At 66.2% G+C, this 15,614-nt stretch carries 14 protein-coding genes; 9 read left to right on the plus strand and 5 right to left on the minus strand.

Annotation, left to right across the window (positions count from 1 at the left end):
* Nucleotides 1-6: 6 nt before the first annotated feature.
* Nucleotides 7-948 (minus strand): ABC transporter permease, encoded by a 942-nt coding sequence (locus J2P76_RS19750; protein WP_207409552.1) that lies wholly within the window; start codon nt 946-948, stop codon nt 7-9.
* A 93-nt stretch (nt 949-1,041) separates the two neighbouring features.
* Nucleotides 1,042-2,565, minus strand: a complete 1,524-nt coding sequence (locus J2P76_RS19755; protein ID WP_207409553.1) for a xylulokinase — start codon at nt 2,563-2,565, stop codon at nt 1,042-1,044.
* A 235-nt stretch (nt 2,566-2,800) separates the two neighbouring features.
* Here J2P76_RS19755 and J2P76_RS19760 point away from each other — a divergent pair, with 235 nt between their 5' ends.
* Together J2P76_RS19760 and J2P76_RS19765 are read left to right on the plus strand one after the other, a co-directional pair.
* On the plus strand, nt 2,801-4,270 hold the full coding sequence (locus J2P76_RS19760) for a DNA-3-methyladenine glycosylase 2 family protein (protein WP_207409554.1): 1,470 nt from the start codon (nt 2,801-2,803) through the stop codon (nt 4,268-4,270).
* A gap of 125 nt (nt 4,271-4,395) precedes the next feature.
* Nucleotides 4,396-5,019, plus strand: coding sequence for a LysE family translocator (locus J2P76_RS19765; protein ID WP_207409555.1), 624 nt, complete (start codon nt 4,396-4,398; stop codon nt 5,017-5,019).
* A 160-nt stretch (nt 5,020-5,179) separates the two neighbouring features.
* On the opposite strand, the gene J2P76_RS19770 is transcribed toward J2P76_RS19765, so the two are convergent.
* From J2P76_RS19770 to J2P76_RS19780, 3 genes are read right to left on the minus strand one after another with little or no spacing between them, the layout of a single operon-like run.
* On the minus strand, nt 5,180-5,977 hold the full coding sequence (locus tag J2P76_RS19770) for an SDR family NAD(P)-dependent oxidoreductase (RefSeq protein WP_207409556.1): 798 nt from the start codon (nt 5,975-5,977) through the stop codon (nt 5,180-5,182).
* Nucleotides 5,978-5,991: 14 nt separating this feature from the next.
* Nucleotides 5,992-7,878 (minus strand): TRAP transporter large permease subunit, encoded by a 1,887-nt coding sequence (locus tag J2P76_RS19775; protein WP_242697624.1) that lies wholly within the window; start codon nt 7,876-7,878, stop codon nt 5,992-5,994.
* Nucleotides 7,879-7,893: 15 nt separating this feature from the next.
* On the minus strand, nt 7,894-8,913 hold the full coding sequence (locus tag J2P76_RS19780) for a TRAP transporter substrate-binding protein (protein WP_207409557.1): 1,020 nt from the start codon (nt 8,911-8,913) through the stop codon (nt 7,894-7,896).
* A gap of 176 nt (nt 8,914-9,089) precedes the next feature.
* On the opposite strand from J2P76_RS19780, the gene J2P76_RS19785 reads away from it, so the two are divergent.
* The 7 genes from J2P76_RS19785 (at nt 9,090) to J2P76_RS19815 (ending at nt 15,614) form a co-directional block, all read left to right on the plus strand.
* The gene (locus J2P76_RS19785; protein WP_207409558.1) at nt 9,090-9,923 is read left to right on the plus strand and encodes an IclR family transcriptional regulator; all 834 of its coding nucleotides are present in this window, start codon (nt 9,090-9,092) and stop codon (nt 9,921-9,923) included.
* 36 nt (nt 9,924-9,959) lie between these two features.
* A complete protein-coding gene (locus J2P76_RS19790; protein ID WP_207409559.1) occupies nt 9,960-11,129 on the plus strand; it encodes an acetyl-CoA acetyltransferase in 1,170 nt (389 codons plus the stop codon).
* The gene (locus J2P76_RS19795) at nt 11,126-12,748 is read left to right on the plus strand and encodes an acyl-CoA synthetase (protein WP_207409560.1); all 1,623 of its coding nucleotides are present in this window, start codon (nt 11,126-11,128) and stop codon (nt 12,746-12,748) included. The genes J2P76_RS19790 and J2P76_RS19795 overlap by 4 nt, the downstream gene beginning before the upstream one ends.
* 39 nt (nt 12,749-12,787) lie before the next feature.
* Entirely contained in the window at nt 12,788-13,321 is a 534-nt protein-coding gene (locus J2P76_RS19800; RefSeq protein ID WP_207409561.1) for a hypothetical protein, read from the plus strand.
* Nucleotide 13,322: 1 nt separating this feature from the next.
* Entirely contained in the window at nt 13,323-13,724 is a 402-nt protein-coding gene (locus J2P76_RS19805) for a PPC domain-containing DNA-binding protein (RefSeq protein ID WP_207409562.1), read from the plus strand.
* Between the two features lie 21 nt (nt 13,725-13,745).
* Nucleotides 13,746-14,552, plus strand: a complete 807-nt coding sequence (locus J2P76_RS19810; RefSeq protein ID WP_207409563.1) for an SDR family NAD(P)-dependent oxidoreductase — start codon at nt 13,746-13,748, stop codon at nt 14,550-14,552.
* 93 nt (nt 14,553-14,645) lie between these two features.
* Complete coding sequence (locus J2P76_RS19815) at nt 14,646-15,614, plus strand: Bug family tripartite tricarboxylate transporter substrate binding protein (protein ID WP_207409564.1); 969 nt, start codon at nt 14,646-14,648, stop codon at nt 15,612-15,614.

Consider the following 15,614-nt stretch of genomic DNA (forward strand, 5'->3'; position numbering starts at 1 on the left):
TTCCGATCAGAATTTGAAGGCCGCTTTCTTCAGCACGGCCGATGACACCGCGACGGACGCGATGATGATGAAACCCAGCACGATATCCTGCACGTAGTACGGCGCGCCCATCAGGATCAGGCCATTGCCCAGCACCTTGAGAATCAGCGCGGCCACCAGCGTGCCGGGAATATTGGCGTGGCCGGGGCTGAACATGGTCATGCCCAGCAGCACGGCGGCGATGGCGTACAGAAAATAATCGCCCGCCATGTTGGGCGCGGCCGAAGACAGGCTGGACGTCAGCAATACCGCGGCCAGGCCCGCGCACAGGCCCGACAGCGCCAGGCCGATGCTCTTCATGGCGCGGATGTCGATGCCGGCCAGGCGCGCGGATTCGCCGGCCTCGCCGGTGGCCGTCATGCGGGCGCCGGTGCGGGTCCACCTGACCAGAAAGAACGACAGCAGCACGGCGCCCACCATCCACCAGACCAGCGCCGGGATGCCCAGCGGCTTGCCGCGCGCCAGGTCGGTAAAGGCGGCAGGCCAGCGGCCCACATACGATACGCCGTCGGTCAGCATGAAGGCGAAGCCGCGCGCCATGGCGGCCATGCCCAGGGTGGCGATCAGCGAAGGCACGCGCAGGCGGGTGACCGCGATGCCGTTGGCCAGCCCGCACAGCAGCCCTATGCCCAGCCCCGCGCCGATGGCCAGCGGCACGGGTTGGCCGGTGTGCACCAGGGCACCGGTCACCACCGCCGCCAGGCTGGCGACGTCGGCCACCGACAAATCCAGTTCAGCCGTGACCAGCGCCAGCGTGAAGCCGATGGCCAGAATGGCCAGAAAGCTGGTTTCTTTGGCGATATTCAACAGATTGCCGGGCGCCGCGAAGTTGGGCGCGGCCAATGCGAAGAACCCCACCAGGACCAGCCCTGCGATAGCCGTGCCGTACTTTTCCAGGATGCCGCGCATCAACTCAACCCCTGCCGCTTTTAATGATGGTGCGGGCGCGGCCTGCCGGCCCCCGCATGCCGGGCCACTGCCCGGCGCTGATGGCGTCGTAGTTTATACCCCGGCGGCGCCGGGCAACGGCGCGCGCATGCCGGCCAGCGCGCGCGACACGGGCGCCAGCGCGGCCTCGGCGGCGCGGAACTGCGCGTACAGCTGGCGATAGGCCGGCATCCGCTCGGCCCGCGGCTCGTAGCGCCGCGCCACCCGCGGCAGGGCGTCCTGCGCGGCCGCGAAGCTGCCGTAGCGGCCCAGCGCCGTCCAGGCGGCAACCGCCGCGCCCAGCACGCCGGGCTGCTCGGCCTGGCCCACGGCCACCGCGCGTTCGCACACGTCCGCCTTGACCTGGCACCACTGCGGATTGGACGCCGCGCCGCCGCCGAAGCGGATTTCGCGCACCGGGCCGCCCAGGGCGGCTTCGGCGCGTTCCAGCACAATGCGGTTCAGGAAGGCCACGCCTTCCAGCACCGCCCAGGCCAGGTCGCCGGGCCCGTGGCGGCGGCTCAGCCCCACGAAAGCGCCGCGCAGGTCCGGGTCCCAGTACGGCACGCGTTCGCCCTGCAGGTAAGGCAGGAACAGCGCCGGCTGCGGATCGCGCGGCGCATTCAGCAAGGCGTTCATGGCGTCCGCCACGCCGGCCATGCCCTGGTCGCCCAGGCGGCCCAGCAAAGGCAGCAGCCACGCCACGGTATCGGCGCCGTTCTGGCCCGGCCCGCCGATCTGGTGATGGCCGCCGCCCCAGTCCACCGTCATCAGGCCCTGTGCCTGCGCCGGCTCGGCCCCCACCGCGCCGAAGACTTCGGTGGTGCCCGATATGTTGTAGGCGTAGCCCGGCCGCAAGGCGCCCAGCCCGGCCACCGCTGCCCAGGTGTCGTTCGAACAGGCCAGCACGGGGCGGCCGGCCAGGCGGGCCAGTGATCCGGGCAGGCCGGCCTGCGCCGGCCCGACAATATCCAGCGGCTGCAGCAAGGGGGGCACCCAGGCGGGGCTGGCGCCCAGCGCCGTCAGCAGGTCCGGCCCGGCCGCGCCGGCGGCGGCCGTTGCCGCCAGGCGGGCCATCGATACCGTATCGCTGGCCGCGCGGCCCGTCAGGCGGAAGTTCAGGTAGTCCTTGGGTTCCAGCACCACATGCACCCGCGCCGCATGATGCGGCTCGGCTTGCAACAGCCAGGCGATGCGGGCCCAGGGATGAAAGGCGTTGATCTGCCCGAATTCGGCGTGCGATGCCGGCATGGCGGCCAGCCACTCGGCGATGTGCGCCGCCGCGCGCGTATCGCGCCAGGTGATGGCCGGGCGGATGGCGGCGCCCTGGGCGTCGACGAACACCTGGCTGCGGGTGACGCCGCAGATGGCGATGGCTTCGACCGCGTCGAAATCGGCGCCGGCCTGGGCCGCCAGGGTGTCGCACAGAAACTGCAGGCCGCGCCACCAGGCGCCGGCGTCGATTTCGTCCCAGCCGGGGCGGGCGCCGGCGCCCGCCGGGCTGTCGATGACGCAGGAATGGGCGATGTTGCCCGCCGCGTCCACCAGCGCGGCGCGAAAGCGCGTGCCGCCCAGGTCTGCCGCCAGGACGCAGCTCATGCCTGCCTCGGCGCCGGGCGGGCTGGGCCGGGCGCGCGGTGGATGACTGTCTTGATGGTGATCGCGATGGGCATGGCTTGACGGTACGGCCGGAAGATCAGGTGCCGATCATAATCTTCTTTGCGCCCGCGGCGAAAACCCCGGCGCGGCCAGGTTCCGGCCGTGCACGACCATGTCCGAAAACGGCGAGAAACAGGCCGGCCCGCTGGTTAAACTTTCCGGCATGGAGAAAACAATGGCGGCACACGGCGGCCCAGACGCCTGGTACTCGGCGCTCAAGGCCAAAGACGCAAGGTTCGACGGGCGATTCTTCGTCGCGGTGTCGTCAACGGGCATTTATTGCCGGCCGATCTGCACCGCCAAACTTCCCCGGCCTGAAAACTGCTCGTTTCACCGGACGGCGGCCTCGGCTGAACAGGCCGGCTATCGTCCCTGCCTGCTTTGCCGCCCCGAACTGGCGCCCGGCAATGCGCCGATCGACGCTTCGGCATCTCTCGCCCGGCGCGCGGCGCGGCTGCTCGAAGACAACTGCGGCAGCGACCTCACGCTGGAAGAGCTGGCAGGCCGGCTGGGCTGCACCGGCCGGCACCTGCGCCGCGTATTCGTCGCCGAATTCAGCGTCACGCCGATCCAGTACCTGCAGACCTGCCGGCTGCTGCTGGCCAAGAACCTGCTTACCGATACCGGCCTGTCTGTCGTCGATGTGGCAATGGCCTCGGGGTTCGGCAGCCTCAGGCGCTTCAACGCCCTGTTCAAAAGCCAGTATCGGCTTGCCCCCACGGCGCTGCGCCGCGGCCAGGAAAAGCGCGCCGATCCGGCTGCCCGGATCAATCTGGCGCTGGGGTATCGCCCACCCTATCAATGGGAGGCGATGCTCGATTTCCTGGCTTCGCGCGCCATCCCCGGCGTGGAAGCCATCCACAAAAACACCTACGCGCGAGCCGTGCTTCTTGCCGGGCCCGACGGCAACGCGCACCCGGGCTGGATACGCGTCAGTCACTTGCCCAAAAAAAGGTCGCTCAACGTCGAAGCGTCGGCGTCGTTGCTGCCGGTTCTTCCGCAAGTGCTGGCGCGGGTGCGCCATCTGTTTGACCTGGGCTGCGACCCCCAGGCTGTCCATGAGGGGCTGTGCGCGATGAATGACCTGGCGCCGGGCATGCAAGTGCTGGGAACGCGCCTGCCCGGCAGTTTCGACCCCTTCGAGATGGCGGTGCGGGCCGTGCTGGGGCAGCAAATCACGGTGGGCGCCGCGCGCACGCTGGCGGCCCGGATGGTGGCCCAATACGGCACGCCGGTACCGGCCGCCGTTGCCGGCCTGTCTTGTACGTTTCCATCGCCGGAGCGCATACTCGGCCTTGCAGGAGACATCGAAAGCCATCTGGGCCCGCTGGGCATCATACGCACGCGCGCCAGAACCATACACGCGCTGGCGCAGGCCCTGGCCACGCGGCAGATCGACTTCGGCCCCGGGGCGGAACCCGCGCGCGAAGTCGAAAAACTGCTGGCGCTGCCGGGCATCGGCCCCTGGACCGCCCAGTACATCGCCATGCGCGCGATGGCCTGGCCCGACGCCTTCCTGCCGACGGACTTCGGCATAAAAAAGGCCCTGGCCCCCCGCACTCCGCGGCAAATCAGCGAACTGGCGCTTGCATGGCAGCCGTGGCGCAGCTACGCCGCCATCAATCTGTGGAATTCCCTGCATTAAAAAGCAAGGCCGGGGGGGCGCGGCCGGCCCGGCCCATGGCGGCCGCCTGCCGCGATGAGTAAGATTCCACATACGCCCGCGGGCGCGCCGCCGAGTTCCGATCAACAACGTCTCGAGTAGGATCCATGGAATACCTGTCTCAACTGCTCACGCTGTCCGGCATCGTTCTACTGGCCTGCATCAGCCCCGGGCCGGACTTCGTTGCCGTCACGTCCAATGCCTTGAATCACCGGCGATCCGGCATCTTCGTCGGCCTGGGCATCGCCTGCGCGGTGGTCGTGTGGGCAAGCCTGGCCATTCTTGGATTCGGCCTGCTGATCAAGCAGCTGTTCTGGCTGTATGAAGCCATCCGCCTGGCCGGCGCGGCCTACCTGATCTACCTGGGCGCGCGGATGCTGATGGCCTCTTTCAAGGCGGGCAACCGCCAGCCGCACGTGGCCGGCGTGCCGCGGCTGGGGGCGCTGCAAGCGTGGCGCCAGGGTTTCATGGTGGGCATCACCAACCCCAAGACGGCGACCTTCTTTGCTACCCTGTTCGTGACCGTGCTGCCGGTCGGCGCGCCCACCTGGGTATACGTCAGCGTGGTGGCGCTGGTCGGCCTGATAACGGCCGCGTGGCTGGGAACGCTGGCCACGTTCTTCTCGGTGGGGCGCGTTCGATCCGTCTACGCGCGCGTCAGCCGGGTAGTCGACGCCGTGATGGGCGCGGCCCTAGTGGGCCTGGGGATTCGGCTGGCCAGCAATCGCTAAGGCTTGCCTTAAGGCGAGAAACGGCGTTTTGCCTGGGTATAGCCCAGGTGTCAGGCTCCGCCAGGTGCCTGACACCGCTGTAGGCCACAGCCATCTCAGTCGTGCGGTGTCTGACACCCCTATGGGGAGTCAGACACCTGGTACACACCAGATCCGTGCTTCAGGCGCAGGCCAAGTGCACCCCGCCATCCACGGGCAGGCACACGCCGGTGATATAGGCCGCCGCGTCCGACGCCAGGAATACCGCCGCCTTGGCGATGTCCCACGCCGTGCCCATGTGGCCCATGGGGCAGCGCGCGTTGCGCGCGTCTACCATCTCTTGTTGGCTGCCGTACTGGCCCGAGATGTCTTTGTAGATAAGCGGCGTGTCCACATAGCCGGGCATGATGGCGTTGACCCGTATGCCCTGCCGGGCGTATTCCAGCGCCAGGCCCACTGTCAGCTGGTTCAGCCCGCCCTTGGACGCGTAGTACACGGGGTAGGGATAACCGGTGTAGCGGATGGCTGCCAGGCTGGAAATGTTGATGATGCTGCCGCGCTTGTGCGCCTGCATCACCGGCAGCACGTGCTTGCAGGCCAGGAAGGCGCTTTTCAGGTTCACGTTCATGGCGGTGTCCCACTGCGCCTCGGAAAGCTCCGTGACGCTGCCCATCTTCGCCATGCCCACGTTGTTGTGCAGGATGTCGATGCGGCCGTAGCGGTCGGCCACGCCCTGCACCAGCGCGGCCACCTGGTCGGCCTGGGTGACGTCGGCCGCCAGGGCCTCGCTTTGTCCGCCCTCTTGCTGGATGATGCCGTGGGTTTCGCGCGCGGCGTCCAGGTTCAGATCCACGGCGATGACGGTTGCGCCTTCACGCGCATAGGCCACCGCCGCCGCTTTGCCGTTGCCCCAGCCTTCGCCTACCGATCCGGCGCCCAGCACCAGGGCCACGCGTCCGGAAAATTGCTTGTCGTCCATGTGCGCGCCCCCGCTTATTTATCCAGGAAACCCGTGGACAGCCAGGGAATGGCGGCCACCAGCAGCAGGCCGATGAAGATCGAGCACATGTACCCGACAATAGGCTTGATGCCCTTGTCCGGCGCCACCCGCCCGATTGCGCACGCGGCGTAGTAGCCCACGCCGAAGGGCGGAGCGAACAGGCCGATGCCCATGGCCAGAATGGCCACCATGGCGTAGTGCACGTCGTTGATGCCCAGTTCTTCGGCAATGGGAAACAGCAAGGGCCCCAGCAGCACCATGGCGGGAATGCCTTCCAGCACGCTGCCCAGCACGATGAAGGTGATGATGGACACGCAGAAGAAGGTGAACGCGCCGCCCGGCAGCGAACCCATCAGCTCGGCCAGGTCGGCCGAAAAGCCCGACTGCGTCAGGGCCCAGGCCATGCCGGTGGCGGTTCCGATGATCAGCAGGATGGCGCCCGACAGGGTCGCCGTGTCGATCAGGATGGGGTACAGGCGCTTGACGTCGAACTTGCGGTAGACGCAGATGCCGATAATGCACGAATACACAATGCCGATGGTCGAGACTTCCGTTGCCGTGGCAACCCCTTCGACCACCGCCGCGCGGATCACGAAAGGCAGGGTCAGGGCAGGCAATGCAATGACAAAGCTCTTGAACACTTCCGAGCGCGGCTGGCGCACCATGCCCGTCAGGTCGACATTGCGGTTGCGCCACCACACCACCAGGCACAGCATCACGCCCAGCACCGCGCTGGGCACCAGGCCGCCGATGAACAGCGAAGTGATCGATACGCTGGTAACCGAACCGATGGTGATCAGCACCAGGCTGGGCGGAACGGTTTCGGTTTGCGCGCCGGTGGCCGACAGCAGCGCCACCAGTTCGCCCTCGTCGGTGCCGCGCGCTTTCATTTCAGGGAACAGCACCGGCGCGATGGCGGCCATGTCGGCCGCCTTGGCGCCCGAGATGCCCGACACCAGGTACATGGCGCCCACCAGCACATAAGACAGGCCGCCGCGCACATGGCCCAGGATGCTGGCCAGGAAGGACACCATCTTGTGCGCCATGCCCGTCATGTCGATCAGCAGGCCCAGGAACACGAACAGCGGCACGGCCAGCAGGATGAGGTGGGACATGCCCTCGTCCATGCGCCCCACCAGCACCACCACGGGCACATACGTGCTAAGCGACAGATAGGCATAGGTGGCGATGCCGAACGAAAAAGCGATCGGCACGCCGGTAAAGACCCCGACGGCCACCAGCACCACGAAGAAGATCACCAGGGTGTAGTTGCCCAGGTCTTCGAACAGCGGCGTCATGGCGTACAGCGCCAGGCCTATTGCCGCCATCAGCAGCAGCGCCTTGCCGACCAGCCGCCAGTTCGAGACTTCGATCAGGCGCATCACCGCGAAGATGGCCATGAACACCAGCCCTGTGGGCAAGGCGGCGGTGCGCCAGCCCATGCTGATGCCCATGGCGGGCGTGGTAATGACGGACTGCTCGGTTACCGAACTGAAGCCGGGCCCCAGCACCAGCAGCACGAAAAACAGCGACACCGAAATGGCGAACACATTCAGGAAGGCCTGAGTCGATGGCGACGCCCGGTTGACGAACGCCGTCATGCGCATGTGTTCGCCACGCCGGAAAGCCACCGCCGCGCCGAGCATCGCCAGCCACAGGAAAAGCAGCGAGGCGAGCTCGTCGGACCAGATCAGCGGGGTGTTGAGTACATACCTGGCAAAAATGCCCGAGAAAAGAATGATGACTTCCGCGATGACAAGCAGCGCGACGGGTATTTCTATCAAGTACCCCAGGAAAGTGTCGAGCGGGCGTATCCATTTGTGCCCAATACGCGGGCTCGGCGCAATCGTATCTGGCATGGCGGTGGTTTGAGAGGACATCGGGCCTTTCCCCTTTTACGCCAGCGAGCCGACCGACCCTTCCAGGATGGCCCACGCCTTGTCGCCGAACTTGCCTTTCCATTCGGAATAGAAACCGGCCTTCTTGAGCTGGGCGCGAATGGGGGCGACATCCGGCGTATTGAACTGCATGCCTTCTTCGGTCAGCTTCTTCTGCAGTTCATCGTTCAGCGCGTGCACGTCGTTGCGCTCGTTCATGCCGGCTTCGTTGATGTGCTTGGCCACCACGGTCTGGATGTCTTTGGGCAGGCGGTCCCAGGCAGCCTTGTTGCCCAGGAACCAGAAGCCGTCCCACATATGGTTGGTCAGCGAGCAGTACTCCTGCACTTCAAACAGCTTGGCCGTCTGGATGATGGCCAGCGGGTTTTCCTGTGCGTCCACCACTTTGGTCTGCAGCGCGGAATACACCTCGTTGAAGTTGATGCTGGTGGGCGCGGATTGCAGGGCCTTGAACATCGACGTCCACAGGGGGCTTACCGGCACGCGGATCTTCAGGTCCTGGAAGTCTTCCGGCCCCTTGATGGGCTTGGTGCTGGTGGTGATTTCACGGAAGCCGTTGTCCCAGATTTTTTCCATCACGATCAGGTCGTGCTTGTCGATCTCGCCGCGAATGTACTCGCCCAGCTTGCCGTCCATGGACTTCCAGACCGTGTCGTAATCCGGAAAGGCAAATCCGATGCCGCTGATGGCCGCCGCGGGCACCAGGGTGGAAAGAATCAGGCCCGACAGCGTAAAGAACTCGACCGCGCCCGAACGCAGCTGGTTCAGGGTTTCGGTGTCGGAACCCAGCTGGCTGCTGGGAAACACCTGCAGTTTGAAGGCGCCGTCGGTTTCATCGGCGATTTTCTTGGCCATTTCCTTCGCGCGCAGATTCATGGGATGCGACGGCGGCAGGTTATTGGCGTACTTGTAGCGGTACGTCTTGGCGGCGAAGGCCGACTGCAGGGGAACGCCGAGCATGGCTGCGCCGGCGATGCCGGTGGTCGAAAGCATGAACGAGCGACGGGAAAGCGTCATGTTTGTCTCCTAGGCCGAGTCGGGCCTGTTGTTAGTAATAGGTATGGGCACTGGTCAACACGATCGAGCCCGGTTCACAATATGGACCCAAAATGAATCCTGGCCTGTCGGTTTCGTTGATTTTATAAAGCCGGCGCGTAGAATTGGCAATTAGTAAATTTCTTACGGTCCACCATATGGAACTACTGGACTCTCCTTCTGATACCGCACGTGCCAATGGGTCGCAGGCCATACACCGTGCGATCAGTGTGTTGCGCTGCATTGCCCGCGGCCGCAACCAAGGGGTGGCCCTGTCGATAATATGCCGGCAAACGGGCCTGAATAAATCCACGGTGCATCGCCTTACCACCGCCCTGATCACCGATGGCCTGGTCCAGCAAGACGAACAGACGCGCCGGTATTTCCTGGGCGCGGAATGCTATGCCCTTGGGCTGGTGGCGTCCGACCGCTTCGGCCTGCACAACTTCGTGGGCCAGCCGGTGCTGAGGCTGGCCGCCACAACAGGCGATGCCGCTTTTTTCTCGCTGCGCCAGGGTTCTCATTCTTTGTGCCTGCTACGTGAAGAAGGCAACTATCCGCTGAAGTCGCACGTTCTTCAAGCCGGAGACCGCCATCCCCTGGGGGTGGGCGGCGGCAGCCTGTCGATGCTGGCCGCGCTGGATGACGACGAAGTCGAATCCCTGCTCGACCAGAACATGGCGGACATCACGCTGGTCTACCCGCACTACACGCGCGAAGCGCTGGCCCAGCAGGTGCGCGACACCCGCGCCCAGGGGTACGCCATCAACCGCGGCATGGTGCTCAAGGGATCATGGGGGCTGGGCGTGGCGGTGCGCGACCCGGACGGCAAGGTCGTGGGCGCATACAGCATCGCCACCGTCGAAAGCCGCATGTCGCCCGAACGCGAGGCGCAGCTGTACGGCCTGCTTCGAAAAGAAGCCGAGGCGCTGGAAGACTACTTGCGCAAACGGGGGCTGCCGCGCGCATTCAACACGCAGGCCCACGCCTGAATCAGCAACAAGACACTATTCACCCAAGGAGACACAATGACCAAGGCAGTAATTGCAGGATGGTCGCACATCCCTTTCGGCAAACTGGCGGACCCCGATACCGAAAGCCTGATGGCCCAGGTGTCGGGCGCGGCGCTGGCGCACGCGGGAATCAGCGGCAAAGAGGTCGACGGCATTTACGTCGGCGTGATGAACAACGGCTTCCAGAAGCAGGACTTCCAGGGCGCGCTGGTGGCCCTGGCCGACCCGGACCTGGCCCATGTGCCCGCCACCCGCCTGGAAAACGCCTGCGCCACCGGCTCGGCCGCCCTGTACACGGCCATGGACTTCATTGAGTCGGGCCGCGGCCGCATCGCGCTGGTGGTGGGCGCGGAAAAAATGACCAGCCGCCCCACCCCCGAAATCGGCGATTTGCTGCTGAACGCCAGCTACCGCAAAGAAGAAGCCGATATCAAGGGCGGCTTCGCGGGCGTGTTCGGCCAGATCGCCGGCGAATACTTCAAGCGCTATGGCGACCGCAGCCACGAGCTGGCCATGATCGCGGCCAAGAACCACAAGAACGGCGTCGCCAACCCCTACGCGCAGATCCGCAAAGATCTCGGCGTGGAGTTCTGCGATACGGTGTCCGAGAAGAACCCCTATGTGGCCGCGCCCCTGCGCCGCACAGACTGCTCGCTGGTGTCCGATGGCGCGGCCGCCATCGTGCTGGTGGACGAAGCCCTGGCCGCCCAGTTTCCGCGCGCCATCGGGTTTCGCGCGCGGCAGCATGTCAACGACATCCTGCCGCTCAGCCGCCGCGACCCGCTGGCGTTCGAAGGCGCCACGCGGGCCTGGCGCCAGGCGCTGCAGGCGGCGGGCATCACCCTGGACGACCTCAGCCTGGTCGAAACGCACGACTGCTTCACCATTGCGGAGCTGATCGAATACGAAGCCATGGGCCTGGCGGCGCGCGGAGAAGGCTACAAGGTCGTGCGCGAAGGCATCACCCAGAAAGACGGCAGGCTGCCCGTCAACCCGTCGGGCGGCCTGAAAGCCAAGGGCCATCCCGTGGGGGCCACCGGCGTGTCCATGCATGCCATGGCGTGCATGCAGCTCACAGAGTCGGCCGGCGACATGCAGATCCCCGGCGCCCGCCTGGCCGGTGTGTTCAATATGGGCGGCGCGGCCGTCGCCAATTACGTCAGCATCCTGGAGCGCATCAAATGACGACAGCGCAGCAAGATGCTCCGGCGGGGGGCCTGGCTGCAGTGTCGCAACGGGTCATGAACCTGGCCACCTTTCTTGGCCAGGCTGCCGCGCGGCTGCCCGGCGAACCCGCCCTGATCATCGACGGCCAGGTCACCACCTGGCGCGAACTCGAGCAGCGCGTGCAGGCCCTGGCCGCCGCCTTCCAGGCGGCGGGCCTGGCCAAGGGCGACCGCATTCTTACGCATTCCCCCAACTGCCGCGAACTGCTGGAAGTCATGCTGGCCACGTTCCGGATCGGCGGCGTATGGGTGCCCACCAACTTTCGCATCACGCCGGATGACGTCGATTACCTGGCCCGCAGCTCGGGCGTGTCGGCCTTTATCTGCCACGCCGATTTCCCCGATCATGCCCGGCTGGCCCAGCGCCTGGACGGGCTGAAGCTGGTGGCCGGCATGGGGCCCCAGGCCGGTGCCGGCGGCGTCGAGGCCATCATCGACGCCGGCCTGGCCGCCGGCGCGTCTCACCAGACGCAGCGGGTGGACTACAACGACCCGTGCTGGTTCTTCTTCACTTCCGGCACCACCGGCAAGCCCAAGGCGGCGGTGCTTACCCACGGCCAGATGGCCTTTGTACTGACCAACCATTTGTGCGACCTGATGCCGGGCACCACCCACCACGACCGCAGCCTGGTCGTGGCGCCCTTGTCGCACGGGGCGGGCATCCACTACCTGGCCCAGCTGGTGCGCGGGGCCACCACCATTTTTTCCACCAGCGCCCGATTTTCGGCCGAGGCCGCCTGGCAAACCATAGAGCGGTATGGCGTCACCAACTTCTTCACGGTGCCCACCATCCTGAAGATGCTGACCGAACACGAAAGCGTCGACCGCTACAAGCACGACACGCTGCGCTACATCATCTACGCGGGCGCGCCCACCTACCGGGCCGACCAGAAACTGGCGCTGCAGAAGCTGGGGCCGGTACTGGTGCAGTATTTCGGCCTGGGCGAGGTAACGGGCAACATCACCGTGCTGCCGCCCTGCGATCACTCGCCCGATGATGCGGCCATGCCGCGGCTGGGGTCCTGCGGCTATGCGCGCACGGGCATGGAGGTCAGCATCCAGGACGCCGAAGGCAACCCGCTGCCCGCCGGGCAGCCGGGCGAAATCTGCGTGTGCGGGCCGGCGGTGTTCGCGGGCTACTACAACAACCCCGAAGCCAACCGCAAGGCATTCCGCGACGGCTGGTTCCGCACCGGCGACGTGGGCTACCTGGACGAACAGGGCTATCTGTACATTACCGGCCGCGAATCCGACATGTATATCTCGGGCGGATCCAATATCTATCCGCGCGAAATCGAAGAAAAAATCCTGGCCGCGGGCCTGATCAAAGAGGTATGCGTGCTGGGCGTGCCGGACCCCACCTGGGGCGAAATAGGCGTGATGGTGGGCGTACTGAAAGACGGCGCGCAATGGGACCAGGAAGCTTTCCAGGCCTGGCTCGACGCCAATATCGCCCGCTACAAGCACCCGCGCCGCTTCGTGATCTGGCCCGAGCTGCCCAAATCCGGCTACGGCAAGATCACCAAGAAAATCATCTACCAGGAGCTGCTCGACCGAGGTTCACTTTCCCAACCCTGAGGGCTACCCGCCCTTGTTCCGACATAAGAAGGCAATAAGATGATTACCCCATCTACCGTCCAGTTGCTGAAACACCCTGGCCCCGTTTCGCCCACAAGGCGCGACGTGATGGCCGGCCGGAATCAAAAGACCTACCGCTTCACCCTGCGCCGCGGCGCCAGCCTGTACGACAGCGTGGCAAGCGCCATGGCCGCCACGGGCGCCAGCGCGGCCGCCCTCAATATCGAGCGCGCGGTGTTCAGCCGCCTGCGCTATTTCCTGATCACCACCAGCCCGGAAGTCGAGCAGGTGGCGCATTACACCACTCCGCTGGATCTCGACCGCACCGCCATGCTGGTGGGCGCCGGCGCAACCGTCGGCACCACGGACCAGGGCAAGCTGGCCATCCACTGCCACGGCCTGGTCACCACCGATTCCGGCGAGCTGATCGGCGGCCATTTCCTCACCGAACATTGCATCCTGGCCGAGGACGGCGTGGCCTACCTGAACACCCTGGGCCACATGAACCTGGTCATCGGCGTCGATCCCGAGATACGCACGCCGGTGTTCCAGCCCAGCTACCGGGAGGCCTGACATGGCAGTCATAGAACAAGGCCGCACCGGGCGGATTTTCTACATACGCATCCACCCCAACGAAGACCTGGTGCAAAGCCTGGAAAAAACCTTTATTGAATCGGGGCTGTCGCGCGCCATCGTGCGCAGCAGCGTGGGCAGCCTGGCGCATTGCAGCCTGCAATGCGGCGGCGCGCAGCACACCCTGGAACTGGAAGGGCCGGCGCTCGAGATCCTGAACATGAACGGCGAGATCCGCTGCGACGATGGCGGCTACCCGGTTGCGCATGTCACGGGCATCGTCATGGACATGCAGGGAAAAATCCACGCCGGACGCTTCACCAGCGGCCGCAATCCGGCCTGCATGACGGTCGAGGCGGTAATAGAAGAGTGGATCGTCGAGCAGACCCTGCATCACAACTGAAGCCAAGGCGGGAGACACAGCATGGGTGGAGCGAGTGAAGATCAGGGCGGCATCGTGGCCGTCACGGGCGCGGCGTCGGGCATCGGCCTGGCGCTGGCGCAGGGGCTGCTCGACCAGGGCCGGCGCGTGCTGGCCCTGGACGTGCAGCCGGAACGCATCGAGGCGGCGCGGACCAGCCTGCGCGCGGGCTCTGCCGGCCAGTTAAGGCTGGGAACCCTGGACGTCACTGACGAGGCCCGCGTCGAACAGGTGGTGGCCGACTGCGAGGCGGGCTTCGGCCCTGTCTCGGGCCTGGTGAACTCGGCCGGCATCGCGGCCGAAGTCGCCTGCCTGGATACCGATGTCAGCACCTTCCGGCGCATCCTGGACGTCAACGTGATCGGCTCGTTCATTACCGCGCGCGCCGTCGCCCGCCGGATGCGGGCGCGCGGCGCGGGCTCGATCGTGCACATCGCGTCGGTATCCGGCCTGCGCGGCAACTACGGCCGCGTGGCCTACGGCTCGTCGAAAGGCGCCATCGTCACCATGACCCAGGTAATGGCGGTAGAGTTCGCGAAATTCGGCGTGCGCGTCAATGCCGTGGCCCCCGGCCCCATCGAAACCCCGCTGACCCGAGCGGTGCATTCCGAAGCCACCCGCGACAGCTGGCGCCGCGCCGTGGCGCTGGGGCGCTACGGCCAGGCGCGCGAACTGTGCGGCACCATCAACTGGCTGCTGGACGACACGGCCTCTGGCTATGTCACCGGGCAGATCATCGCCGTGGACGGCGGCTTCACCGCGATGGGGCTGGCGGTTCCGGAAACGGGCCGGCAGGCGCCGCCATCCTGAGGCCGCGATCCGGGCACGTCCGCCAGCGTGGGCGGCGCGCCGCACGGCTACAATCCCGGCCATACAAAGTATGCATCCGAGGAGGGAAGCCCCATGTCGCAGCAATTCAAACGCCTTGCCGGCCTTGCCGCCGGCATTTTCATCAGCGCGGCCGGCGCGGCCCACGCCGCGTATCCCGACCGGCCGGTCAATCTGGTGGTGCCCTTCCCGCCCGGGCAGGCCACCGACATCTTTGCCCGCATGGTGGCCGAACAACTGGCCAAAGACATCGGCCAGCCCGTGGTCGTGGAAAACAAGGCCGGCGCGGGCAGCAATATCGGCATGCAGCATGTCGCGCGCGCCACGCCCGACGGCTACACGCTGGTGGTGGGCGGCAGCGCCGCCGCGGTCAACCAGACGCTGTACGGCAACCCGGGCTATTCACTGCAAAAAGACTTCGTGCCGGTGGGCGGCATCTTCACCGTGCCGCTGATTTTCCTGGCCACGCCGCAAAGCGGCATTACCTCGCTGCCCCAGCTGATCCAGCAGGCCAAGGCCAAGCCCGATGAACTGGCCTACGCCAGCGCGGGCATAGGCGGCACGCAGCACCTGTCGGCCGAGATGTTCAAGGCGGACGCCCATGTCGAGCTGCGCCACATCCCCTACAAAGGCAGCGGCCCCGCCCAGGCGGATTTCCTGGGCAACCACGTGCCGCTGATGGTGGACTCGGTCACGGCGGCCCTGCCGCATATCGCCTCCAAGGCGGCCGTGCCGCTGGCGGTGACCACGCGCGAACGCATTCCGCAGTTGCCCGATGTGCCGACCGTGGCCGAAACCCTGCCGGGCTTCGAGGCGGTGGGCTGGGCCATGGTGTTCGCGCCGGCGCAAACGCCCGCCGATGTGGTGGCCTATCTGAACCAGAAGATCAACGCCATTCTCAAGTCGCGCGGCATGGCCCGCGCGCTGGCCGACCGCGGCGCGCAGCCGCTGGTCTATGAACCGGCGGCGGGCAAGCAGTTCGTGGACAACGAAATCGGCAAATGGGGCAAGGCCGTCAAGCGGTCGGGCGCCTCGGTCGACTGA

The organism is Bordetella petrii (assembly GCF_017356245.1).
Lineage (GTDB): Bacteria > Pseudomonadota > Gammaproteobacteria > Burkholderiales > Burkholderiaceae_B > Bordetella_A > Bordetella_A petrii_D.

What these genes read in the sequence shown, in the direction of transcription:
- J2P76_RS19750 (WP_207409552.1), bottom strand. Translation starts at nt 948, where the DNA reads ATGCGCGGCATCCTGGAAAAGTACGGCACGGCTATCGCAGGGCTGGTC.
- J2P76_RS19755 (WP_207409553.1), bottom strand. Translation starts at nt 2,565, where the DNA reads ATGAGCTGCGTCCTGGCGGCAGACCTGGGCGGCACGCGCTTTCGCGCC.
- J2P76_RS19760 (WP_207409554.1), top strand. Translation starts at nt 2,801, where the DNA reads ATGGCGGCACACGGCGGCCCAGACGCCTGGTACTCGGCGCTCAAGGCC.
- J2P76_RS19765 (WP_207409555.1), top strand. Translation starts at nt 4,396, where the DNA reads ATGGAATACCTGTCTCAACTGCTCACGCTGTCCGGCATCGTTCTACTG.
- J2P76_RS19770 (WP_207409556.1), bottom strand. Translation starts at nt 5,977, where the DNA reads ATGGACGACAAGCAATTTTCCGGACGCGTGGCCCTGGTGCTGGGCGCC.
- J2P76_RS19775 (WP_242697624.1), bottom strand. Translation starts at nt 7,878, where the DNA reads ATGTCCTCTCAAACCACCGCCATGCCAGATACGATTGCGCCGAGCCCG.
- J2P76_RS19780 (WP_207409557.1), bottom strand. Translation starts at nt 8,913, where the DNA reads ATGACGCTTTCCCGTCGCTCGTTCATGCTTTCGACCACCGGCATCGCC.
- J2P76_RS19785 (WP_207409558.1), top strand. Translation starts at nt 9,090, where the DNA reads ATGGAACTACTGGACTCTCCTTCTGATACCGCACGTGCCAATGGGTCG.
- J2P76_RS19790 (WP_207409559.1), top strand. Translation starts at nt 9,960, where the DNA reads ATGACCAAGGCAGTAATTGCAGGATGGTCGCACATCCCTTTCGGCAAA.
- J2P76_RS19795 (WP_207409560.1), top strand. Translation starts at nt 11,126, where the DNA reads ATGACGACAGCGCAGCAAGATGCTCCGGCGGGGGGCCTGGCTGCAGTG.
- J2P76_RS19800 (WP_207409561.1), top strand. Translation starts at nt 12,788, where the DNA reads ATGATTACCCCATCTACCGTCCAGTTGCTGAAACACCCTGGCCCCGTT.
- J2P76_RS19805 (WP_207409562.1), top strand. Translation starts at nt 13,323, where the DNA reads ATGGCAGTCATAGAACAAGGCCGCACCGGGCGGATTTTCTACATACGC.
- J2P76_RS19810 (WP_207409563.1), top strand. Translation starts at nt 13,746, where the DNA reads ATGGGTGGAGCGAGTGAAGATCAGGGCGGCATCGTGGCCGTCACGGGC.
- J2P76_RS19815 (WP_207409564.1), top strand. Translation starts at nt 14,646, where the DNA reads ATGTCGCAGCAATTCAAACGCCTTGCCGGCCTTGCCGCCGGCATTTTC.